The organism is Qipengyuania sp. (genome assembly GCF_042095715.1).
In the GTDB taxonomy this organism is placed as follows: Bacteria; Pseudomonadota; Alphaproteobacteria; order Sphingomonadales; family Sphingomonadaceae; genus Qipengyuania.
Map to the genome: position 1 here is coordinate 1 of NZ_JBELMO010000058.1, position 21504 is coordinate 21504.

Annotated in this window: 20 protein-coding genes; 12 read left to right on the top strand and 8 right to left on the bottom strand. The window is 61.2% G+C overall.

Features of this window, described 5'->3' with window-relative positions:
- Positions 1–50 precede the first annotated feature (50 nt).
- Positions 51–1223: a tyrosine-type recombinase/integrase gene (locus ACFDTG_RS12595; protein ID WP_082834644.1), complete on the top strand. Its 1173-nt coding sequence runs from the start codon at positions 51–53 to the stop codon at positions 1221–1223.
- Between the two features lie 134 nt (positions 1224–1357).
- Here the strand turns inward: ACFDTG_RS12595 and ACFDTG_RS12600 are convergent, their stop codons facing one another.
- Positions 1358–1528, bottom strand: coding sequence for a type II CAAX prenyl endopeptidase Rce1 family protein (locus tag ACFDTG_RS12600; protein ID WP_230292605.1), 171 nt, complete (start codon positions 1526–1528; stop codon positions 1358–1360).
- Positions 1529–1990: 462 nt separating this feature from the next.
- Positions 1991–3343, bottom strand: a complete 1353-nt coding sequence (locus ACFDTG_RS12605) for an NAD(P)/FAD-dependent oxidoreductase (RefSeq protein ID WP_225871714.1) — start codon at positions 3341–3343, stop codon at positions 1991–1993.
- 108 nt (positions 3344–3451) lie between these two features.
- On the opposite strand from ACFDTG_RS12605, the gene ACFDTG_RS12610 reads away from it, so the two are divergent.
- From ACFDTG_RS12610 to ACFDTG_RS12635, 6 genes are read left to right on the top strand one after another with little or no spacing between them, the layout of a single operon-like run.
- The gene (locus ACFDTG_RS12610) at positions 3452–4492 is read left to right on the top strand and encodes an efflux RND transporter periplasmic adaptor subunit (RefSeq protein ID WP_066850901.1); all 1041 of its coding nucleotides are present in this window, start codon (positions 3452–3454) and stop codon (positions 4490–4492) included.
- Between the two features lie 3 nt (positions 4493–4495).
- Positions 4496–7636, top strand: coding sequence for an efflux RND transporter permease subunit (locus ACFDTG_RS12615; protein ID WP_063612556.1), 3141 nt, complete (start codon positions 4496–4498; stop codon positions 7634–7636).
- Positions 7637–7639: 3 nt separating this feature from the next.
- Positions 7640–9127 carry an efflux transporter outer membrane subunit gene (locus tag ACFDTG_RS12620; protein WP_053833465.1) on the top strand — a complete coding sequence of 496 codons (1488 nt, stop codon included), beginning with the start codon at positions 7640–7642 and terminating at the stop codon, positions 9125–9127.
- Entirely contained in the window at positions 9114–10346 is a 1233-nt protein-coding gene (locus ACFDTG_RS12625; RefSeq protein WP_158246558.1) for a patatin-like phospholipase family protein, read from the top strand. The genes ACFDTG_RS12620 and ACFDTG_RS12625 overlap by 14 nt, the downstream gene beginning before the upstream one ends.
- 32 nt (positions 10347–10378) lie before the next feature.
- On the top strand, positions 10379–10768 hold the full coding sequence (locus ACFDTG_RS12630; protein WP_046903475.1) for a hypothetical protein: 390 nt from the start codon (positions 10379–10381) through the stop codon (positions 10766–10768).
- Positions 10769–10773: 5 nt separating this feature from the next.
- On the top strand, positions 10774–12279 hold the full coding sequence (locus ACFDTG_RS12635) for a phospholipase D family protein (protein WP_082834643.1): 1506 nt from the start codon (positions 10774–10776) through the stop codon (positions 12277–12279).
- Positions 12280–12300: 21 nt separating this feature from the next.
- Here the strand turns inward: ACFDTG_RS12635 and ACFDTG_RS12640 are convergent, their stop codons facing one another.
- A complete protein-coding gene (locus tag ACFDTG_RS12640) occupies positions 12301–13815 on the bottom strand; it encodes a mechanosensitive ion channel family protein (protein WP_063612715.1) in 1515 nt (504 codons plus the stop codon).
- Positions 13816–14256: 441 nt separating this feature from the next.
- Here ACFDTG_RS12640 and ACFDTG_RS12645 point away from each other — a divergent pair, with 441 nt between their 5' ends.
- The 3 genes from ACFDTG_RS12645 to ACFDTG_RS12655 all read left to right on the top strand — a co-directional run bounded on the left by ACFDTG_RS12645 (position 14257) and on the right by ACFDTG_RS12655 (position 16412).
- Positions 14257–14919 carry a TetR/AcrR family transcriptional regulator gene (locus tag ACFDTG_RS12645; protein WP_053833462.1) on the top strand — a complete coding sequence of 221 codons (663 nt, stop codon included), beginning with the start codon at positions 14257–14259 and terminating at the stop codon, positions 14917–14919.
- 417 nt (positions 14920–15336) lie between these two features.
- The gene (locus ACFDTG_RS12650) at positions 15337–15882 is read left to right on the top strand and encodes a HAMP domain-containing sensor histidine kinase (protein WP_082347913.1); all 546 of its coding nucleotides are present in this window, start codon (positions 15337–15339) and stop codon (positions 15880–15882) included.
- Between the two features lie 71 nt (positions 15883–15953).
- Positions 15954–16412, top strand: a complete 459-nt coding sequence (locus ACFDTG_RS12655) for an ion channel (protein ID WP_375291403.1) — start codon at positions 15954–15956, stop codon at positions 16410–16412.
- Positions 16413–16834: 422 nt separating this feature from the next.
- On the opposite strand, the gene ACFDTG_RS12660 is transcribed toward ACFDTG_RS12655, so the two are convergent.
- The 5 genes from ACFDTG_RS12660 to ACFDTG_RS12680 form a co-directional block, all read right to left on the bottom strand.
- Positions 16835–17212 (bottom strand): hypothetical protein, encoded by a 378-nt coding sequence (locus tag ACFDTG_RS12660; RefSeq protein WP_063612560.1) that lies wholly within the window; start codon positions 17210–17212, stop codon positions 16835–16837.
- A 65-nt stretch (positions 17213–17277) separates the two neighbouring features.
- Positions 17278–17547 carry a hypothetical protein gene (locus tag ACFDTG_RS12665; protein WP_046903470.1) on the bottom strand — a complete coding sequence of 90 codons (270 nt, stop codon included), beginning with the start codon at positions 17545–17547 and terminating at the stop codon, positions 17278–17280.
- A 129-nt stretch (positions 17548–17676) separates the two neighbouring features.
- Entirely contained in the window at positions 17677–18147 is a 471-nt protein-coding gene (locus tag ACFDTG_RS12670; protein ID WP_063612561.1) for a MarR family winged helix-turn-helix transcriptional regulator, read from the bottom strand.
- The gene (locus ACFDTG_RS12675) at positions 18144–18569 is read right to left on the bottom strand and encodes an organic hydroperoxide resistance protein (RefSeq protein ID WP_046903468.1); all 426 of its coding nucleotides are present in this window, start codon (positions 18567–18569) and stop codon (positions 18144–18146) included. Before ACFDTG_RS12675 ends, ACFDTG_RS12670 begins: the two co-directional genes overlap by 4 nt.
- 232 nt (positions 18570–18801) lie before the next feature.
- The gene (locus tag ACFDTG_RS12680) at positions 18802–19224 is read right to left on the bottom strand and encodes a hypothetical protein (RefSeq protein WP_245978829.1); all 423 of its coding nucleotides are present in this window, start codon (positions 19222–19224) and stop codon (positions 18802–18804) included.
- A 615-nt stretch (positions 19225–19839) separates the two neighbouring features.
- Between ACFDTG_RS12680 and ACFDTG_RS12685 the strand changes: the two genes are divergently transcribed.
- Together ACFDTG_RS12685 and ACFDTG_RS12690 are read left to right on the top strand one after the other, a co-directional pair.
- The gene (locus ACFDTG_RS12685; RefSeq protein WP_375291404.1) at positions 19840–21084 is read left to right on the top strand and encodes a tyrosine-type recombinase/integrase; all 1245 of its coding nucleotides are present in this window, start codon (positions 19840–19842) and stop codon (positions 21082–21084) included.
- Positions 21081–21504: Arm DNA-binding domain-containing protein (locus tag ACFDTG_RS12690; RefSeq protein ID WP_375291405.1), on the top strand; the 424-nt coding region annotated here is incomplete at its 3' end. The genes ACFDTG_RS12685 and ACFDTG_RS12690, both read left to right, overlap by 4 nt.

A 21504-nucleotide genomic window follows, 5' to 3' on the forward strand; every position in this document is an offset into this window, starting at 1 on the left:
CCTGCTTATCACTACTAGACAGATGGTGGAAATGTGCGCAAGCCCGTCGAATGGCTTCCGAAATCGCTCCAAACGGCGTCCCCGCGTATTTGTCGAACGAACTTGCGGACCGAAAGGGCGAACCCGTGGTCGCGACCGTCGCCGCGCTCGGCGGTGCTGGATCGGCGATCGATCCGGCCGTGATCGACGCGGCGGTTCGCGCTTGGGCGGCCAATACCAAACGCGCGTTCCTGTCGGATCTTGCGTTATGGAACGAATGGTGTCGGGTAAATGGAGTTCGGGCGCCGGGAGCGGACGCGCGACTGGTTGCGGATTGGGTAAGGGCGCTTGGCGGCCTGGAAACCGAGCGACGGCTGCGCACCCCGATCAAGAGACGCGCGCCCGCGACAATCGCGCGCTATCTCGTCCATGTCGGAATGGCCTATAGGATGGCGGGGCTGACCGATCCGACCGCGGCACCGCTGGTGAAGCTCGAATTGAAGGCCATGCGCCGTGCGCGTGGCACCCGCCAGCGCCAGGCAAAGGGGATCCGCTACAAGGGAGATATCGCCGATCTCGACGGACCGCCTACGGGCGTGTGCCTGGCGCATCTTCTGAAAGCCTGCCGCCGCGACTGGCTGGGCGTGCGCGATGCGGCGCTCCTGCGGGTCGCCTATGACACCGCCTGCCGGCGTTCCGAACTGGTGGCGATCGAGATCGATCATATCGAGGCGGGCGAGGGCGGGGCAGGGGTGCTGTTCATCCCCTCGAGCAAGACCGATACCGAAGGGGAGGGCGCCTATGCCTATCTGTCGCCGAGAACGATGGAGGCTATCCGCGTCTGGAAGAAGGCGGTCGATATCCGTTCGGGACCGCTGCTGCGGCGGGTCGAGGTGCATTTCGACGGATCGGTCAGCCGGGTCGGCAATCGTCCGATGCATCCTAACAGTATCACGCTGATATACCGTAGGATGGTGCGCGCGGCGCATGCGAAAGGACTGCTGGGCGAAATGAGCGAACAACGGCTAGAGCGGTGGGTGAGCGACATCTCGAGCCATTCAATCAGGGTCGGGGTGGCTCAAGACAATTTTGCGGCGGGGGAGGGGCTGCCCGCGATCATGCAAGCCTATCGCTGGCGCGATCCAGCAACGGTAATGCGCTATGGGGCTAAGCTCGCCGCGCAAAGCGGAGCCAGCGCGCGCCTCGCAAAGCGGTTCTCATCACATGAGTCGGGCGACCGTTAACGCTCGGCAAGGTGATTTCGTCGCCGCTTTTCGGGCGGCCATCAAACAAGAACGATGTCGGCTTTGCGCCCCAAATTCGGTCATTTTACGGGCAGAATGCTGATCCCGGAAGCGGGCATTCCGGGAAGACATCTTCACACGATGAACGAGAGCGAATTGCCGAAATTGTGAAGCAGAACCGGCAGGAGCAGGCTTCCGGTGCGCAAACGCAGCCAGACCGCGATAAAGGCTGGGATTGCCGTCAGCGCCATCGTGATGGGATCGAAGGCAAAGCTGTCGTCCGAGAAGCCACAGGCATGTGCCAATCCGAACAGGAAGCACGACAGGACCGCGCCCCATCCCCAATCGACCCGAGGAACCGTCTCCTTCCGGTGAAAGCCTGATCCAGCGCGAACAGCAGGATGCCACGATAGAAGAGCTCCTCCTCCAAACCCGTTATGGTGAGCTGAAACGCGATATCTTCGCCGCTAGCCGGGTTTCCAGGGAAGATGAGAGCTATGACGTAGTGTCGCCGAAGCCGTTCGGTCTTCATGCGACCGCCATGCCTACCGCTGCTTAGTCAACTGAGGTAGATCGACGCCAAAGACAGATACGCTGATCTTAGATGCGGTTTGGCTTCGAGCGCTTCCTGCGATCAAGTGCAAGCTAGGTCGCGACAACTTGCAGGTGATGGATAGCGAGGCCAGGCGAGCCTTCGAATGGTCCTAGATGGCGGTGCGGGAGCATGCTTTCATCATGGTCAACTATTTGAATATTGGCTGAGACCGCTACTTGTCATCGGGCCGCCCGCTTTCTGGGTCGCTGAGCGGCGGCTGCCGGGCATCGCTTGTGGTTGATCCCGTCAACAACCGCGCCCCGCGTCCGTAAGTAAACCATGCCCAAGCCCAGTTGACATAGACGACCAGGCGGCTGCGAAAGTCCACAAGCAGCATCAAATGTATAAGTGACCAGACCAGCCAGGCGAGAAATCCCGTGAGCCGGAGCCTGCCGAATTGCGCCGCCGCACGCGAGCGCCCGATCACCGCCATGGTACCATAGTCGCGGTAGCGGAAGGCGCCGGGCTCGCGCCGACCGGCGATACGGGCCGCGAGCAGCTTCCCGACATATGTGCCCTGCTGCTTGGCAACTGGTGCAAGAGCCGGCAAGCGCTCGTCGCCGCCTGCTTCGAAACTTGCGACGTCCCCGATCGCAAAGATGTTTGGATGACCCGGCACCGAACAATCGGACCGGACCGTTACAGCCCCGTTGCGGACCCCATCGATTCCAAGCCATTCAGCAGCCGGACGGGCCTCAGTGCCGGCACACCACAGCACGGCTCCGGTATCTATCCGCTCGCTACCGAGCACCACGCCGGTGGGATCGATTGCCTCGACGGCCGTGCCAATCCGCACCTCCACCCCCATCGAGGTTAGAGCTTCGGTCGCATAGGTCGAAAGCGCGGGATCGAAACCCGACAGCAAACGGCCGCCCGCCTCGCATAGGACCACACGCGTGTCGCGCGGATCGATGCGAGAGAAATCGCGCGCCAAAGTCGCGCGTGCGAGTTCGGAGATGGTCCCAGCCAGTTCCACGCCAGTTGGGCCGCCCCCAACAATAGCAAAGGTCAGGAGGCGTCGTATCTCTGCGTCGTCGGTCGACTGCTCGGCCCGCTCGAACGCTTCCAGCAACCGCGCGCGGATGGCAAGCGCATCCTCAATCGTCTTGAGAACCAGCGTGTGTTCGCGCCAGTTGTCCTGTCCAAAAAAGCTCGAGGCCGATCCCGTGGCGAGTACGAGATAATCGTATGGCAACCGATGCCCATCGCGCAGCAGCACCGAGCGCGCCCTGATATCGACGCCTGTAACCTCCGCCATCAACACACTTAGGTTTGACCCGCCGCGCATCAGCACACGGGTGGCCGTAGCGATATCGGACGGGGAAAGCGCCGCAGTCGCGACCTGGTATAGCAGCGGTTGAAACAGGTGATGATTGGTTTGGTCGATCAGCGTCACTTCCGCGGCATTGCCGCGAAGAGCGCGCGCCGCAGCCATGCCGCCGAAACCGGCGCCGACGATGACGACCCGGGGGCGGTTCGTCGATTCGGGATGAGACAGGTTCAGCGAAAGCGTTTGGCCTTGCAATTGGGTCTTCCTATTGCGACGAGCGATGATATGTAAACTTATTCGTTTCATTTTGGGCGCATGTCAAAGTCTGATTCGCGCCGAACCATTTTCAGACCCAAATTCTTCATGCTGCGCATATTCGTTTCGCTAATTTTCGCATGCCTTGTTGCAGGTTGCGACGATGCTCCCATTCCGGAGGAGGCCGATCGGCGTCCGGTCAAACTCTACACCGTGGCGGCAGGCGGTCAGGCGAGGACTTACGAGTTTCCCGCGATCATCGAGGCAAGCACATCTTCGGATCTAACCTTCGATGTGCCGGGCAAGATCGTCCGGCTGACGGTGGACCAGGGCGATTTCGTCAGGGCCGGCACGGTGATCGCGCAGCTCGACCAGACCATCGCGCGCAACCAGCTCGTCCAGGCACGCGAACAGTACGAGGCGGCACAGGATGCATTCCGCCGCGCCGACGCGCTGGTCGGCGAAGGCGCGATTCCGCGGGCAGTGCACGTTCAGCGCGAAACGCAGCGCGACACTGCGCGAGCCGAACTTGACAATGCGCGCGAGCAGTTGGAGAAGACCGTCTTGCGGGCGCCCTTTTCGGGCCGCGTGGCCAGGCGACTGACCGAGCCGTTCGAATATGTTTCGCCGCAGCAGCCGGTCGTGACCTTACAGACCGCCGGTTCCGCCAAGGTGGTGGTCCAGGTTCCCTCGTCCATCGTTGCCAATGCCGAGCAGCGGGCCCCGATCAACGCGGCGATCGCGCTCGACAGTCTTCCCGACAGGCGGTTCGCGGCCCGGTTCGGCTCGTTCGCCACCGACGCCACGCGTCAGTCGCTCACCTACGAGGCGACGTTCCTGTTCGATCCGCCTTCCGGCGCGCTGATCCTGCCGGGCATGACGGGAACACTGCATGTCGAGCTCGATACCGATGATGCCGAGATGCCGGCTGTGCCACTGGAAGCGATCGTTGGGCGTGACGAAAAGACATTCGTCTGGCGCGTGGACCGCAGGACGGGAGCCATCGCGCTGCGCCGCGTCACCGTAGGCAAGGGAGCAGGCGGAATGCTGCCTGTAACTGCCGGCATCGGCCGCGGAGACCTGATAGTGGCTGCTGGCGTGGCCAATCTCGAAGAGGGGATGAAAGTCCGCCCCTACGAGCGGGACTGAGCCATGTCGTTTAATCCCGCCGTCTTCTCGATCAGGAATCGCCTGCTCATCCTGCTCGTCATCATCGGGACGATCGTTGCCGGGATGGCGGCCTATGGGTCGCTGCCGCGCTTCGAGGATCCCGAGTTCACCATCCGCCGCGCTGTCGTGGTAACACCCTATCCTGGCGGATCGCCGATGGAGGTCGCCACCGAGGTCACCCAGCGTCTCGAGCGGGAGATCGGGCAGATGCAGGAGGTGAAGGAGATTGTTTCGACCTCCGAGGCGGGCCAGTCGCGCATCGAGGTGGAGATCAAGTACGAGTTCGGGCGCAACAAGGAACAGCTCCAGATCGTCTGGACCAAGCTGCGCAACCGCGTGGCCGATGCCGCCCGGCTGCTTCCGCCCGGGGCAGGTCCCTCGATCGTCAACGACGATTTCGGCGACGTCTTCGGCATCTTCTACATGCTAACCGCCGATGGTTATTCGCCGGCCGAGCTGTACGACTATGCCGAAAAGCTGCGCACCGACCTGAGCGGTGTGGAGGGTGTGGGCAAGGTGGTGCTGTCGGGCGAGCAACGCGAGGCCTTCTATGTCGAGATCATGCGCGAGCGGGTCGCGGCGCTGGGGCTGTCGGTGCAGAGCGTCTATCAGGATCTAGCACAGCAGAATTCCGTCGTCGCAGCGGGCAGCGTGCGCGTCGGCGACCAGCGTCTGGAGATCGTTCCCACCGGCGAGATCGATTCGGTCGAGGAATTGCGCGATCTGCCGGTGATGACCGGCCAGGAAGGCGCGGTCGTGAGACTGGGCGATCTGGCCCGCGTGACGCGCGGCTATGTCGATCCGCCGATGCAGATCCTGCGCTACAATGGCAGGCCGGCGGTGGGCATGGGCATCTCGAATGCGACCGGCACAAATGTGGTCGAGGTCGGCGAGGCGATCGAAGCCAAGCTGCGCGCGAGCGAGAGCGACCGCCCGATCGGCATCGAGATCCACGAATTCTACCACCAGGGCAAGGTGGTGTCGGACGCGATCGGCGATTTCGTGATCAATGTCGCGACGGCGCTCGTCATCGTGGTGGTCACGCTGCTGATCTTCATGGGCTGGCGCTCGGCCGTGGTCATCGGCGCCGTGCTCATGCTCACCGTCGCGGCGACGCTGGCTGGGATGAATGCCGGCGGGATACCGATGCACCGCATCTCGCTGGGCGCGCTGATCATCGCGCTGGGAATGATGGTGGACAACGCCATCGTCGTGGTCGAGGGGATGCTCGTCGGCCTCAAGCAGGGCAAAAACAGGCTGGAGGCGGCGCGCGCGATCGTGGGCCAGATGCTGTGGCCGCTACTAGGAGGCACGCTGGTCGGCATCATCGCCTTCGCCCCGATCGGCCTCGCCCCCGGGCAGGTCGCCGAATACACCAATCACCTGTTCTGGGTGATGATGATCTCGCTCTTGTTCTCGTGGTTCTTCGCGGTCACCGTAGCGCCTTTTCTCGCCAACTGGCTGTTCGAGAAGGAGGAGGATGCTGCCGCTTCCGGCACTGATCGGGAGACAGGATTCGATGCAGGCCACGACGGTCTCGAGGACGAGGCCGCCCCGCAGCGCGAAGCCGGCCGGATCGGCACCGCCTATCGCGAATGGCTCGCGCGCGCGCTGCGCCATCGCTGGCGTACCATGGGCCTGACCGGGGGGTTGTTCGCCGTCTCCCTTGTGGGCTTCGCGTTCGTGGAACAGGGTTTCTTTCCCGCCTCCACCACGCCGCATTTGATGGTCGATTACTGGCTGCCTGCGGGCACCGATATCGAGCGGACCAATGCCGACCTGGAGGAGATTGAGGAGGATCTGGCGACGATGGACGGCGTTACTGACGTTCAGACCGTGGTCGGCATGGGTACCTTGCGTTACAAGCTGGTCTATCAGCCCGAGGCGCCGACATCCTCCTTCGGCCAGATGATCCTGCGGGTTGAGGACGCCTCGACGCTCGAGCGGCTGCAGGCAGATGTGCATGCCTATTTGCAAGAGAACGCCCCCGAAGCGCGCGCCAAGGTCTGGCTGTTCGAACTGGGGCCGGGTGGCGGCTCGAAGATCGAGGCGCAGTTTTCGGGGCCCGATCCGGCGGTTCTGCAGAGCCTGGCGCAGCAGGCCAAGGATGTCTTCGCCGAGGACGAAGCGGCCATCCTCGTGAAGGATGACTGGCGCGAGCAGGTGCCGGTCATCCACCCGCTCTATTCCGAAACGCGCGCGCGTCGCCTTGGCGTCAGCCGCGAGGACGTGGCCGAGGCCTTGCAGGGCACGTTCGCGGGCCGTCCGATAGGCGTCTTCCGCGAGGGCGACGACCTGATCCCGATCATCGCCCGCTCGCCCGAAAGCGAAACGCGCGACGCGCAGAACATGGAAGCAATCCAGGTGTTCAGCGCCAGCGGCGCCTCGCTTCCGCTGCAGGAAGTGATCGACGGTTTCGAGACCCGCTGGCGTCATTCGCAGATTCAGCGGATCGATCAGCGCTGGGCAATCAACGCCCAGGCCGATCCCGCGCCGGGCGAAACCGCCAACCGTCTGCTCGATCGCGTGCGCGGAGACGTCGAGGCGATCGAACTGCCTTCCAGCTACCATTTCGAATGGGACGGCCAGGAAGGAACGAGCACCGAGGCGATCGATTCGCTGATTGGCGTGGTCCCGCTCGGTGTCATCGGCATGGTGCTGGTGGTAATCGTGCTGTTCAACGCAGTGCGCCAGCCGGTGATCATTTTCATGATCGTGCCGCTGGCGATCATCGGCGTAACCATCGGCCTGCTCTTCACCGGCATAGCGATGGAGTTCATCGCCATTCTCGGTGTGCTCTCGCTCTCGGGCCTGCTGATCAAGAACGCGATCGTGCTGGTCGATCAGATGGATATCGAGATCGGCGAGGGCAAACCGCGTTTCGATGCCATCATTGAGGCAGCCTATGATCGCGCCCGCCCGGTCATCCTGAGTTCGCTGACGACGGTACTCGGCGTCATCCCACTGCTGTTCGACGCCTTCTTCAAGGCGATGGCCGTGGTCCTGGCCTTCGGGCTGGCCTTCGGGACGGTACTGACCCTGTTCGTGGTGCCGGTCCTCTATGCAATCTTCTTCAAGATCGGCCCTGACGAGACCGCAGCCGAGCCACAGGGGGCAAGTTGAACCATGCGCATCGTCCCTCTCACCGCCATGTTGCTCGGCCTGATGCTGGTGTCAGGCTGCTCGCATCCCGACAGGGTCGGCGATGGTCCGGTCGCACCCGCCCGCGCGGCCCTGCCGCCTTTGCCGGAACGCTGGCGGGCAGTCGCCGATGCCGCAGGGCCGGTCGCGGACGGATGGGTCGCCGCCTTCGGCGACCCGCGCCTCGCCGCGCTCGTGGCCGAAGCGCAGGAGAAGAACAGTGATCTTCAGGCCGCCGCGGCGCAGGTCCAGCGCGCCGCAGCACTTGCCCGTCAGGCGCGTTCCGGGCTGCGTCCGGCCGTTCAGGCGGTCGGCCTGGGTTCGCGCAGCCATATCGAGATCGATGATATCGAAATCGGCGGGCAGGCCGGACTGCCGGTGCCGTCCAGCATCGAATATGACAGCACCAGCTTTCTGGGACTGGCGCAGGCGAGTTGGGAAATCGACCTGTGGGGCAGGATCAGCGATGGCTGGTATGCCGCGCTCGAGAACGAGGCGGCTGCCCGCGCCGACTATTTCGCGGCCCGGCAATCGATTGCCGCGGGCGTGGCGCGCGCCTATCTGGTCTCGATCGAGGCTTCGCGGCAGGTGGGGCTGGCCGAGGAAGCGGTTGATACGCTCGAACATCTGCATCGCCTGGTGGGTCTGCAGGTCCGCGAGGGCGTCGCGATGGATGGCGATCTGGCACTGATCCGCGCCAATCTCGAACAGGCGCGCGAGGCTCTCGCACGGGCACAGGGCGCGCGGCGCGAGGCGATCCGTGCTCTCGAACTACTGGTCGGGCGCTATCCCGCGGCCGAGTTCGCCTCGGGAATTGACTTGCCGCCCATGCCAACGCCGCCGCCTGCCGGGCTGCCTTCGACGCTGCTCGAGCGGCGGCCCGATCTGGTCGCGGCCGAGCGGCGCGTCGCCGCCGCACTGCATGCCGAGGACCAGGCCAGCAAGGCGCGCCTGCCGCGCCTGTCGCTCACGGGGCTGGCGGGCGCGGTGTCGGACGCCCTTGAAAATATCTTCGATCCTACCGCGACCCTGTTCAGCATTGGCGGCAATGTCGCGGCGCCGATCTACCAGGGCGGCGCGCTGGCTGCCGGCGAAAACATTGCCGATGCCGAACTGCGCGCGGCGATCGCGCAATATGCCGGCGCCGCGCTGGCCGCTTTCGAGGAGGTGGAAACCGCGCTCGACAGCGGCGTGGTGCTTCGCCGCCGCCGGGACGCGGCCGTCATCCGCGTGCGCGAGATAGAGGAAGCGCTCAGGATCGAGGATCTGCGGTACAGGGTCGGCGAAAGCAGCCTGCTTGACGTGTTGCAGATCCGGCAGCAGGCGATCACTGCGCGCAGCGATCTGGCGACGATCGAGCGCATGGAACGCGAGCAGTTCGTCACGCTCAATCTGGCGCTCGGCGGAAGCTGGAACGCGCCGGAGGCTGATCCCCCAGAGATTTCCGAGAAGGATGGCGATGCGAACCCGTAAAGAACTCCGCCTGACCATGATGCCGGGACAGGCCATCGACCTGGTGCGAACGCTCGTCCTGGGAGTGCTCGGCCCCGCATTGCTGCTTGGCGGTTGTGCCAGCTTCGACCGGCAACCGTTCGAGGCCGCGCAGATCGAAGCCGCGCACGCGCCGGATTCGCCGAAAATCCGCCATTGGGCCAATTCCCCCGACCTGTTGACACAGATCTCGATCGCCCCGCCACCGCCGGGCGAGCCACTGCGCGTGCTCGCGCTGTCGGGCGGTGGGGATGACGGGGCCTATGGTGCGGGTTTTCTCAACGGATGGTCGCAAACCGGCAAGCGACCTGAATTTGCCGTGGTCACTGGAGTCAGCACCGGGGCTCTCATCGCCCCCTTCGCGCTGCTCGGGCCGGACTACGACGACGAGCTGAAACGCGCCTATACCGAGATCACGCCCGACGACATTTACAAGGACCGCTTCGCGTTGGCGATCCCGTTCTCGACCAGCGTCGCGACGACCGGGCCGCTCGAGGCTCTAATCGCCCGCTTCGCCACTGATGCGGTGATCGATGCCATCGGCGAAGAGCACCGCAAGGGCCGGCGCCTGTTCGTCGGCACCGTCAGCCTCGACCGCCCCGGCAATGCGATCTGGGACATGGGAGCGATCGCGGCCGGTGATGCGCCCGGTCGCTATGCCCTTTTCCGGCGCATCCTGCTCGCCAGCAGCTCCGTCCCGGTGCAGTTCCCCCCGGTGCTGATCGAGATGGAAGCGCAGGGAGAGCGAATCAGCGAACTCCATGTCGATGGCGGCACCATTGCGACCCTGATGGCCGCTCCGCCGGTCGCGAACGACCAGATCCTGCGGGACAGCCAGTCCCCAACGGAGCTGTATCTGCTGGTCAACGGCAAGATGGCAGGCGAGTTCGAGCTGATCGAAGCAGGTCTCTCCAGCATCGCCAAGCGGACGCTTGAGGTGATGCTCTTCTCCAGCCTCCAGGACCGTGTGGCCTCGGCCTATGTCTGGGCGAGATCGACCGGCGCCGGATATCACTTGACCTTTATCGAGCAGGACTTCGACGCGGACGAGCACGATCTTTTCGAGCAGGATTATATGCGCACGCTGTTCGACTATGGCGTGGAGCGCGGTCGGGCACAGGCATGGCAGGATAGTCCGCCATCGTCGGATCCGGACACTGTCGCATCAGCCGTGCCCGAAACGACGAGTTCCGAGGATTAGCGCCCGTCATGGCACCGGGACGAACATACCGCATGAGCTTCGCCTTTTCCGATATCCCCCATCAATCCGGACGGCCGGCCGTCGTTAACGGCGCCAATAGCGGCACCGGCTACGAGATCGCCCCGCACCTGGCGATGAAAGGCGTGCGCGTGCTGCTGGCGTGTCGCGATGCCGAGCACGGCACTTTGCGTGTCTTACAGGCCGTGACCGATCCGCAAGCGGAAGGCGGCGACCATCCCGGTCCTTGCGGTCTCATGGGGATGCGTGGCCAGACTTCGGGTCGCGCGGTCGTGACAGACCCGACTCGCGACCGGGAGATGACGAGAAAGCTGTGCAACAGGTCGGTTGCACTAACCGGAACAGAACCGGACATTGGCCCTGCTGTTCCGTCGCAGACAACGCCTCCCGACAGCGCACCGTAACGCGGATGCGCGACCGGCACCCTCCGTTCATGATACAGCGCGCAGCTTCTCATGCGTTCGGAAATACGGCACTTTCCGCAATCGGCTTGAGTGTCGCTAAGCACGCGGTGGGCCATCCCGGCCTGACGGGCGTTGCACTTGTCGAGGACGGCATAGACGCGTTTGCCATCCGCTCTCGACTCATCGCCGCGGCCGAAAGATCGATCGACCTGCAATATTACATCTGGCGCGACGATCTGACCGGTAATCTCCTGCTGGAAGACTTGCGCAGAGCGGCAGCGCGGGGTGTACGGGTCCGTCTGCTGGTTGACGATAACGGCATTCCCGGCCTCGACCGCAAATTGCGCTGGCTGGCCAGCGACCGCAATTTCGAAATCCGCATTTTCAATCCGTTTCGAAACCGACACTTCAAGCCGCTCGATTTCCTGCTGGATTTCCACCGCGTCAATCGCAGGATGCATTCGAAAAGCTTTACAGTCGACAATCAGATAACCTGTGTCGGCGGGCGTAATGTCGGAGACGAGTACTTCGCCAACCGAGAGCAGGGGATTTTTGCCGATGTGGATGCGCTTTGCGTAGGCGCGGTGGTGCAAGAAGTCTCCGAATGTTTCGATGCGTTCTGGAATTTTCCCGCTGCAGTCGAAATCGACTGCATCGTGAAGGAAGATCCGAAGCAGTACGCGGCAAGCGGGGCAACTGATTTCACGCGGTCAGTTTCCGGCCCCTCCGCGACCGATTATCTAAGCCGTGCCGCCGGATCTGTTTTGCTTGAGCGTGCGCGGGCCGGACGGATTGAATTCGAATGGGTGCCCGTCGAGCTGGTCAGCGATCGGCCCGCCAAGGTTCTCGGACAATCGCGTCAAGGCGATCTCATGGCTAGCGTCCTCAGGAGTCTCATCGGTCAACCGGAAAGGGAATTGCTCGTCGTTTCGGGCTATTTCGTGCCGACCTCATCAGGTGCCAGGGCCTTTGCGCAAATGGCACGCAACGGGGTCGATGTGCGCGTCCTGACCAATTCCTTTGCTTCGACCGATGTCGCTATGGTTCATGCCGGATATGCAAAGCATCGGCATTTTCTCGTGAAGTCGGGGGTGCGTCTGTATGAGATGCCTGCCCCTGGAGACCGGCCCAAGACCACCCGCAAATCTCTGCGTCGACCTTCGCCGCGCAACACAAACGAGAATGCCACCCTGCATGCCAAGATGTTCGCTGTAGACGGCCGTCGGGTCTTTGTCGGTTCTTTCAATTTCGATCCGCGCTCTTTCGCTCTCAATACTGAGCTCGGGATCGTCATCCAGAGTGAGAATCTGGCGGCACAGATGCACCACGCCTTCGATACCATGATCGCGTCCGGCTCCTACAAAATCGTCGTGGATGACAAAGGCCGACTGAACTGGATGGACATGCGCGACGATGTCCGTCAATGTGAACTGGCCGAGCCTGGAACCACATGGTGGTCGCGAGTGCTCACTCGCCTTCTCAGCAAAACGCCGATCGATTGGCTGCTGTGAATACCATCTGGGCGCGGCGACCTACGCGCCGACGTCATTCTCCTGGGTCACCAAATGGACCGTCCGCGTCGGGTAGGCGATAGCGAGACCGGCTGCCTTCAACCTCTCGAAAATGGCCAGCAGCAGTTCCTGCCGGATCAGTCGGCTTTCCGCGTAATCGGCAACCATGATGTAGGACCAGATCTCGATATCCAGCGAGCTCTCGCCGAAATGAGCAAATCGAGCACGGAGGCCATCCTTTTCAATCAGGTGGTGATCGCGCAGGATCTGCTCGATAATCTCCACGGCCCGGCGCAGCTGGCCTGCGGAGATACCGTATTCGACGCCGATCGTGGGATTGAAGAGAAAGCGGTCGCGCTTGGCGAAGTTTTCGATCTCGCGGGAGGAAAAATCACCGTTCGGGATGGTGACGAGCGTGCGTTCATTCGTGCGAATCCTCGTCGAGCGCATACCGATATCCTCTACGGTGCCGACAATATCTCCCGCGCGGCAGAAGTCTCCGACCTGAACAGGGCGGTCTGCGATGACGTTCAGGCTGCCGATCAAATTCTCCACGGCCTTCTGTGCGCCTAACGCCAAGGCGATGCCGCCAATGCCCAATGCGGCAATGCCCGTGGTCACATCGACCCCCAGCGTGTCGAGGACCGCTACCGTCGCCAATAGGAAGAGCACTATCTTTGCCGTACGCCGCAACAGGACGACGACCGACACTGCCTGCCGCCGCTGGCGGCGTTCCATCCGGGCACTAGCAACGCGTGCGATGGCATCGACCAGGCGCAGCGCAAACCAAGCAAGCGCTACCCAGCCAACGATACCGATATAGCGCAGCAAGGTCTGGCGCGCGACGATGGACGCCTCGATGCTGCCCGTCCACAGGTGGAAGGTCACCACTGCGAGAAACAGGCTGAGCGGCGGCAAGGCGGCCTGCGTGAAGCGGTAGATCGCGCTTTTCTCGCGGTCGGCCACAAAACGCCGCATGATGGCCAGAAGTCCGGCCGATATAAGCCAGTAGAGAAAGAAACTGCCGGCTGCGCTCCCGAGCAAGAGAGCCCAGTCCTGCAGCGGGGCTCCGGCCACCTCGGCGCTTTCACCGTCTTCCGGTTCAGCCGGATTTGTCGCCGCCACAGACACTGCTTCGAGAGCTTCAACGGTCTCCTGCGAAATCCCCCAGACCTCGCTGCCGACAGGGCTGTCGGTCCGGGTGAGAAGGATCGGCAGACTTTCCTCGCCGCCGAGCCTGCCTACCTCTTCGGTGTCGGCCGGCAGTTCATCGTCGAGACGCCCACTCGCTTCGTTCGACAAGGCACCGAAAGGCAGGAGCGTCCCCTGTTGGTCGAGCGCGGCTTGCAGCTTGGTGGCCCAGATCGCTCCTTGATCGACAAGTTGAGCCTCATCCTCTTCCGCAGACAGGTGGAAATAGTGAGCAGCCCTCGTGTAGTCCTTCGCCGCCAGGGCGCTGATCAGGCCGGTCACCGTTCCACGCGGCGTCTCGCGACCGAAAGGGTCGGTAGCCACTTCAGCGGCCTGCTCGGCCATCGGCTCCGCCACAGGAGCGATTTGAGCGGAAGCCGGTGTTAAGGCGGCGCAGGCGACCAGCAATAAAAGGGCAGAAAGACGGAGAACCGATATCGGTCCGATCGGGATATTATCTGGAAGGCGCTGGCCATCGCAGTTCCGCAATGGCTTCAACCCTACGAACCTACGAAAGACAGAGATTGCATTCCAACCGCTAAAGCTCGGCTCACTGATCGATCGGAGAGATTGCCTTGGGGGAAAGGCCATTTTTGCTGGCGCCGGCGATGAAAGAAAGTAAACTCACCGGTACCATGCCGTTTTCCGTTGCGGCAGGCAAGCGTTCATGTGGGCATCATTAGTCCGCGTTGCCCGCTGCGGAGCTTTGCCTGGCCATACCACAAAGGCCTCGTCCTACTGGGCAGCAGATCAGATGGCCGAACCAATGCAATAGTGAGAGAATAGATGTCACTTCCCCGCAGAACCTCAAGCGGCGGTCGTCCTTCAAAAGAGGAGGCCGAGAAACTAGGCGAGCACATATTGCAGGAAGCGCTGCAGGAATTTATCGCTAAAGGCCTCGATGCGTCCCGGATGGACGCGATCGCCGCTTCGGCCCACGTATCGAAGCGAACACTTTACGCACGCTACAAATCCAAGGATGAACTGCTATGTGCGACGATGGACTATGGTATTGCGAAGCACATCCGTCCGGTGAGCACTCTTCCTGCCAATGGCCCCATTCGCGAGCGCCTCGAAGCCGTTGCGCATAAATTTCTAGAAGCCTCGCTCACCGCAGAAGGCCGCGGCATACAGACCTTGCTGACATGGCTTGCCAATTACCGCCCCGATTTGCAGAACAAGATCAGGGCCAAAGCCGTGGCTGACGTTACCGGCGTTATGAACCAAATTCTAAAGGACGGCTACGCAAACGGAGAAATTGCGTTCTCAGACTTCCCGGCGATCGCTAAGATAGTCTTCGACTTATTATTCTCCTTGCCGAATTATGAAATACTGAGGGGCATGGGTCCCGAATATCATGGCAGCGAATCCGTCAGCCTGGACAAGGAACTTGATTTCGTGATGGCTGCACTTCGCACTGGCGTCGTCTTTTCGACGAATGGGCGGTAAGCTGGCGCATATCTTATAAATCAGTAACTTCGTTGCATTGGTTTGAACCTAAAGATATTTCAGTATCCTTCGGATTCATCGTGATCGGAGTGTCCAGAAGATGGCCCCGGCTCAATGTGCTCTGGAATCTCGTCGAGCAATGTTCTGCCAGAGGCGTACCGCCGCCCGAGCGTCTCGATAAACCCTTAGTAACGCTTCGCATCACGATCTCCTACAGATCAATGCCGTCGTCGGGGTTGCGAGGCCTGTCGCGCCAGCCCTTGCATCCGTCGCCGCAAGGCCGATGCGCGCGCAGCTTCATCCGGGTCATCCTCGAAAATCGCGAACTCGCCGGTCGGTAACGAGTCCGGCGTTTCTCGTGCGATATCGAGATGATCGGGCAGTTCGGGTTCGCGGCGGAGCCCATGAGTTTTCTCCATGACGGGCCGGTCGGGAGCCTCTCTCCTGACCTCAAAACTTTCACGAAGCGCAGCGTCGCCCTCTTACTATAAAGAGAGCGACGCCGCGGTCTGGGCGACGGTGGAGGTCAACCTTACGGCTCTGACTGGTGATCTATTGGCGCTGCATTCAGATGAGGACCGCATCGGCCTCGACCTTTCGCCGGCAAGCCATGTGCTGGGTGATCCCACCGCGCTCGGACGGATTTTTGATAACCTCGTCGATAATGCCCTGCGCCACGCCTCGACCGTCACGGTAAGGAATGTTTCGGATGGCGGTAAGACCTGCTGGTCGTTTGAGGACGATGGCCCGGGAGTTGCGCCCGACCAACAACTGACGTTAGGCACGGCCTATGCCCGTTTCGATCCGTCACGCGATCGACAGACGGGCGGAGCCGGCCTTGGCTTAGCGATCGTCTGCGGACTTGCCGAAGCCATAGGCGGCTCCGTCTCGTTCCGGTCCAAGCCGGGCCGAGGACTGCATGTGCAAGTCGTGCTGTTGTCGGCGGGTAGAAGCTCAGAATGAGCGAGACTCCACTGCAGACTGATAATAATCGGAGGAGTAAATCAAATTGATAAAATTGAGGATCATCAACGATGAGTATCGTCGCTCAACTCGCGATCGGAACGGTGACCGTTGCACTTACCATCATCATGCAAGCGTGTTTTGCCGCAATAGCCTTCTCAGTCGATGATCGCTTCACGCCGCCTCGCACGCGAACAACACGCTTTGGAGCGACCTTGCTTCTTGCCGCTTCTACGATATGGATGCTGCTCGCTATCACGCTGGCGGCTTGGATTTGGGCGGGCCTGTTTATTGTATTGGGTGCCTTCGAAGCGCTGGAACCGGGGCTCTATTTCGCAACGGTTTCCCTGACGACGCTAGGCTTCGGCGACGTTATCCTCTCGCAGGATGTGCGGCTGCTGTCTGCGATCGTGGCTGCCAACGGCCTCGTCATGTTCGGTTTGAGCACTGCGTTTCTTCTCGAATTCGTGGGTCAGGTGCGCGAGGAGAAAGGCAGTTCGACGCGATCCCACATTTCGACGGCAGAATGACTTCGTACAGAACCGGCTCACTTTGGCTAGCATAAACGATTGTGCCTGCCCACTCTACCCGCATCGCCTTGTCCAAGTAGAAAACGCCGATCCGCCCGGGTTTCGACAAATAGTCTGGGGCTTGGCGCTTGCGTAGACTGGATGGTCAAAAGTGGAATGGCGGGTTGCGACTCTAATGTCGGTCCTAACCACCAACTCGGCGGTTCGCCAGAAGCAGATGTTCGCATGGCATGCGCTCAGGTCGGCTTCGCCCTCTCATCCCAGTCATCCGAGCATTGAGGGCTACGTTCCGAAAGCGGACGTCGGTTCGAGGGCGTCGGAGCGATGCCCATATCGGACAATAGGATTAGTCGGCTTAACGGAGATGGATTGGGCTTAAGGACATCTCGAACGGTGGCAACAAAGCGACCTGGGTTCGGTCTTTATCCGCCTTTGACTTGTGCAGGGTCGAGCGCCTGCACCGGGGTTGCGAGAAAGCGGAATGGCTCGGCGGTTCCTTGCTTCGCGGCCGCGACAGCGTTGATGAGCAGCGCCGCCGAAGCGGCAAACCCTTCGATTGAATTTGCCTTGCCAAGCCAGACCCGCGAGGCCTTGGGCGACACGCCCACGGTAACTTCCAGCGCGGCATTGCGCGAACGCGCGGCCGACCGGTAGAAGCTCTGGTCATCAAAGGGGTCGAGCGAATAGTCCAGATCCTGTCCGGCAAGGATCTTGGCATCGGCCTTCGTGGCACTTCTCCGGTGAACGCCCGACAGCCACAGAGTCCGCGCCTGGCCATTCTCCAGAAATGCGGCGGCCATGGTTGAACGGGATATCGGCAAGAGCCAGGTCGGTGGAACGGCTCGACGTCTCTGACCTTGCCGATTCATCGGAAAGCCTCGCGGTTTGGCTGAAGTGCGATCTCACCTTTGATGCTGCCGAGATTGTCGCGAACGTCGACTACGCCAACCTCGTCTTCCAGCAGCGCCTGCACGTCCTGCGACAGCTCTTGCAGCTTCAACATGTCGGGGCCGGTCAGGACGATTTCGATCGGATCGCCCGATGTTGGCTGTCCGGTCTCGGGTGCCACCAGTAGAGTGGCACCGGCGACATTGCGGTCGAGATAGGTCTGTAAAGTCGGGTCGGCAGTCCTCATTTACGCGGGCGGGCGAGAGGAAACGAACTGCATCGCAAGGTCGCTCGACTATCGCCAAGCGTCCCAGTGGACGCCCCACGAAGATCGGACAGGCAATCCTCGCAGACGTGCGACACCTGCTGAGAGGCTTCACCTCTTCGAGCCGGTTTGCTCCGCAAGCAGTTCGACAAGCCTGCGCACGCTGTCCCGCAGTTCGTCAATCCCTACGGATTTGCGCCCCCTCGCAAGGGTTTCGGGAACATACACTGCCTGGTTGCGCAGTATTTTTCCACTCTCGGTCAGTTCGATAACCACTCGGCGCTCGTCTTCCGGATCGCGTGTTCGTCGAACCAGGCCGGCGGCCTCCATACGCTTCAGCAGAGGGGTGAGAGTTCCGCTATCGAGGTAAAGCCGCGCGCCGAGGGAGCCCACCGTCTGGGGTTCTTTCTCCCATAATACCAGCATGACCAGATATTGCGGATAGGTGAGACCCAGCTCCCGAAGAACAGGGCCATAGAGGCGGCTGAGGAGGTTGGTGGCAGCATAAAGGGGAAAGCAAACCTGTCGATCGAGCAACAAGGGATCGCGCGGGTCCTGTGCTGCTGCCACTCCGTCATTCATTGGGCGAACACATTAATTTTCACATCGACGTTTCCGCTGACTGCGTTGGAATAGGGGCAAGCAGCGTGGGCGTTCTTCACGATCTCGTCAGCCTTTGCCTGATTGACCCCGGCAATTTCGACATCCAGTGTGACAGCGAGATTAAACCCGTCATTACCATTCGGCAAGAGGCCGACCTGGCAGGAGACTTCAATGTCGTCGTCACCCACCTTGTCGGTCTGTGCCCGCGTTACATGGATCACGGCATTTTCGAAGCAAGCCGCATAACCAGCAGCGAAGAGTTGCTCGGGATTAGTCGCGTCGCCCTTGCCACCGAGTTCCTTCGGTAGAGCGAGGTCGAGCTCGAGAATGCCATCTTCGCTTTTGACCTTTCCGGCGCGGCCACCATAGGCGTTAACGCGAGTGTTGTAGAGATTTTTCATGTTAGCTCCTTACGGTTAGACAGCAGGATAAATAGTATCCAATTATATTGTGCGCAATATATAATTTGCAAGGCGCGTCATGCTGGCAGACACGCCTTTGCGTCAAATTCTGACCGCGTCACCTGCCCAAAGCTCTCAGAATAGTCTTCTCGACCGGCGAGTAGCTATTGTCGGAACGCTCGAGACTGATCGGCTCACGCGGTAGCAGTGGCGGCTGCGCAATGAAGCGCGGCTACTTACCGTAATCCTTATATGCAGAATGCACGAGGAAAGGGTGGCACAGATACACCTTGCCGGCCGGACCCGTTGCCAGTTGCTCCAGGCGATGGGCCGATCCGGCGAATCCGTCCGAGGTCAACTCTCGAAGGGTCAGACCGGCTTCCTTGGCCGGTGCGAGTTGTCGCGCTGTATCGATATGCGAGCCGACCCGAATGCGCGTTGAGGAATCGTGAATACCCACATCCGAGAATAGGAACAGCATCAACAGGGCGCGGCCCTTGCGGTGCACATTGGCCCGCCACTCCATGAAGTCGGGCTTCTCATAAGCGAAGCTGACCTCGATGTGCCACCCGTCGTCTCCAGGTTCTTCGGCAGATGGAAAGCCAACAGCAAATGTTCCGAGTCCGCCCCGCGGCAGCCACCGACCTTTGCCCACAAGCTGGTCGAATGCTGTATGCAGGGCGGTTGTGTTTGCCGCTTCGTGAAACGGAGCCTGATCGAACCGCTCGAGACGGGCCGGGTCCAGGTGGTCGAGTCATCGGGATCGCATCCCGTGGCCACCCACAGGATCGCGCGCGCTTCTGCGGCCACCTTGGATGAAAATGCAGCACCCACCCAGACGAAGCCGTCGCGAACGAAGCGGGCAATGGCATCTGCGCCAAGCGCAGAGAAGTATCGATTAGGCGCGTATGGTCGAGCGGCATTGCTGCTTCACGAGCCGGAAACCCGGCCAGCTCAGCCCAACGGAAAGGGTCGAGGCGCGATTGAGAGTGATGAACTTCATGGGCTTCTGCTACCTGATGTATTGTAGAGACACGACAAACGGCTGCCATTGAACAGGTGCTGGGCATACATGGGTGGTCTGCCATGGGGTCGGAAGCAAAATGGCCGATTTGCATTGGTTGCCTGCCCAAAGCAGACAGTCAGCAACCGGCCCATTTTGAGCCACCACTTATATACCGAGAGCGACTGGCTTACGGTCGGTGTGCTCTCAGCGAGTAGGGTGAAGGAGCGGACTTTAAGCACACCGTACGCAGCTTAAGCTGCATGAATGGAAGAAAAGCACGATAAAACAGTAAGTTCGATTTCGGCAACACGTGAGCGATCGCATAGTAGCCAAGGCTCAGTCATAGCCCCTCGCAGGCCATCGTTCAGGCTGAAATTGACTGGTCATGTCGCTCGTCGAAAGTCGCTTCCCATCGGTATTACGTGGGACACAGAACTTCCCGGCTTCGGGCTTCGCAAACGGAAGTCGGGTCACCTTACATGGATAGTCAAGCATAGTCCGCGAGGCGTGCAGCGCATGGTGACACTTGGTTGCGCGGGGATGGCGGCAGGTGCGCTGGGCGCGCCCGCCGCGCGCGCTGCCGCGCGCAGTTTGCTCATCAAGGCAACGCTTGCCGACCTCCCTACCGCGCCCGAGAAGAGGCGAGTGCCGTTGTTCGCTGATTATGCCGAAGAGTTCTGGCAGGATTATTCGCCGCATTGGAAGCCAGCGACACAGCGATCATCGCGTTCGCGCATCGATCAACTGCTCATGCCAAGGTTCGGTGACCTGCCGGTCGATAAGATCGAGCGCGGAGACATCAACCGCTGGCGAGACAGCATGGCTGAGCGGGGAGGGACCTTCAACCGCGCCATCCCTATCATGTCGGTGATGATGCAGTATGCCGAGAAGCTCGGCTACCGGGTGAAGAATTCCAACCCGTGCCGCGGCGTCTCCCGCTTCAAACGCGATCTGCCCGAGCGCTACCTCTCTGCCTCTGAATACCGAAGACTGGGGCGCGTTCTGGCCGAACATGATGGGGTCAATCCATTTGTCATTCCGGCGCTGCTCATGCTCATCTACACTGGAGCTCGGGTCTCGGAAATCGCGACCTTACGCTGGCGTTATGTCCAGCCACCACGTCTGCAATTGCCTGACAGCAAGACCGGCCCAAAGACGATTTATCTCAACCCGCAAGCTATCGCAGTGCTCGAGGGACTGGAACGTCGTGCCGACGAGCTGCTGGTCTTTCCTGCCATGCGTCGCGAGGCTCCGATCAATCTCGGTCAGTACTGGGATCGCATCAGGCGCAAGGCTGCGCTGCCCGACGTGCGGCTTCATGATCTGCGTCACAGCTTCGCCTCGGTTGCCATTGCACAGCACATTCCGCTGGCGACAATCGGCAAGCTACTCGGCCACGCGCTTCCGGAAACAACTGCGCGGTACGCACATCTGGCTGACGAGGCGATTGCGGAGAGCGCTGATCGCATCTGCTCCAATCTCGCAAGTGCAATGGGGATGGCTGCATGACCCAGTACGACCTTAGGCAGATCATTGCAGAGGAGCTTGCGCGCGTCATACCGGGCGAGGCTGGCAAGCGTCGCTCGAGATTTGACTACGTGCTCCCCGGCTTTGGCGAGCGCGTCCATCCATCGGGCCGCAAGAGCTATGTTCTGCAGCGCACGATGGGCGGTAAGCAACGGCTCATCACTATTGGTGACGCTGCCATCCTAACAGAGCGTATTGCCAAGGATGTCGCACGACGCCTTATCCTGCGCATTGAGCTTGGTGAAAACCCTGCCGACAAGAAGCAGCGTGGGCGCAAGACGCCGACCTACGCGGCATTTCTCCAATCCTACTGGGAGGTAGCAGCGCCGACCTGGAAACCGTCAACGCGCGAAATTCAGAATATCTACCGGCGGACCCATCTAGAGCAAGCGTTTCCGGGCA

Bases quoted from the DNA above. Each gene is read 5' to 3' on its own strand.
- ACFDTG_RS12595 (WP_082834644.1), top strand. From the start codon at position 51: ATGGCTTCCGAAATCGCTCCAAACGGCGTCCCCGCGTATTTGTCGAAC.
- ACFDTG_RS12610 (WP_066850901.1), top strand. From the start codon at position 3,452: ATGCTGCGCATATTCGTTTCGCTAATTTTCGCATGCCTTGTTGCAGGT.
- ACFDTG_RS12615 (WP_063612556.1), top strand. From the start codon at position 4,496: ATGTCGTTTAATCCCGCCGTCTTCTCGATCAGGAATCGCCTGCTCATC.
- ACFDTG_RS12620 (WP_053833465.1), top strand. From the start codon at position 7,640: ATGCGCATCGTCCCTCTCACCGCCATGTTGCTCGGCCTGATGCTGGTG.
- ACFDTG_RS12625 (WP_158246558.1), top strand. From the start codon at position 9,114: ATGCGAACCCGTAAAGAACTCCGCCTGACCATGATGCCGGGACAGGCC.
- ACFDTG_RS12630 (WP_046903475.1), top strand. From the start codon at position 10,379: ATGAGCTTCGCCTTTTCCGATATCCCCCATCAATCCGGACGGCCGGCC.
- ACFDTG_RS12635 (WP_082834643.1), top strand. From the start codon at position 10,774: ATGCGCGACCGGCACCCTCCGTTCATGATACAGCGCGCAGCTTCTCAT.
- ACFDTG_RS12640 (WP_063612715.1), bottom strand. From the start codon at position 13,815: ATGGCCGAGCAGGCCGCTGAAGTGGCTACCGACCCTTTCGGTCGCGAG.
- ACFDTG_RS12645 (WP_053833462.1), top strand. From the start codon at position 14,257: ATGTCACTTCCCCGCAGAACCTCAAGCGGCGGTCGTCCTTCAAAAGAG.
- ACFDTG_RS12650 (WP_082347913.1), top strand. From the start codon at position 15,337: ATGACGGGCCGGTCGGGAGCCTCTCTCCTGACCTCAAAACTTTCACGA.
- ACFDTG_RS12655 (WP_375291403.1), top strand. From the start codon at position 15,954: ATGAGTATCGTCGCTCAACTCGCGATCGGAACGGTGACCGTTGCACTT.
- ACFDTG_RS12660 (WP_063612560.1), bottom strand. From the start codon at position 17,212: ATGGCCGCCGCATTTCTGGAGAATGGCCAGGCGCGGACTCTGTGGCTG.
- ACFDTG_RS12665 (WP_046903470.1), bottom strand. From the start codon at position 17,547: ATGAGGACTGCCGACCCGACTTTACAGACCTATCTCGACCGCAATGTC.
- ACFDTG_RS12670 (WP_063612561.1), bottom strand. From the start codon at position 18,147: ATGAATGACGGAGTGGCAGCAGCACAGGACCCGCGCGATCCCTTGTTG.
- ACFDTG_RS12675 (WP_046903468.1), bottom strand. From the start codon at position 18,569: ATGAAAAATCTCTACAACACTCGCGTTAACGCCTATGGTGGCCGCGCC.
- ACFDTG_RS12685 (WP_375291404.1), top strand. From the start codon at position 19,840: ATGGAAGAAAAGCACGATAAAACAGTAAGTTCGATTTCGGCAACACGT.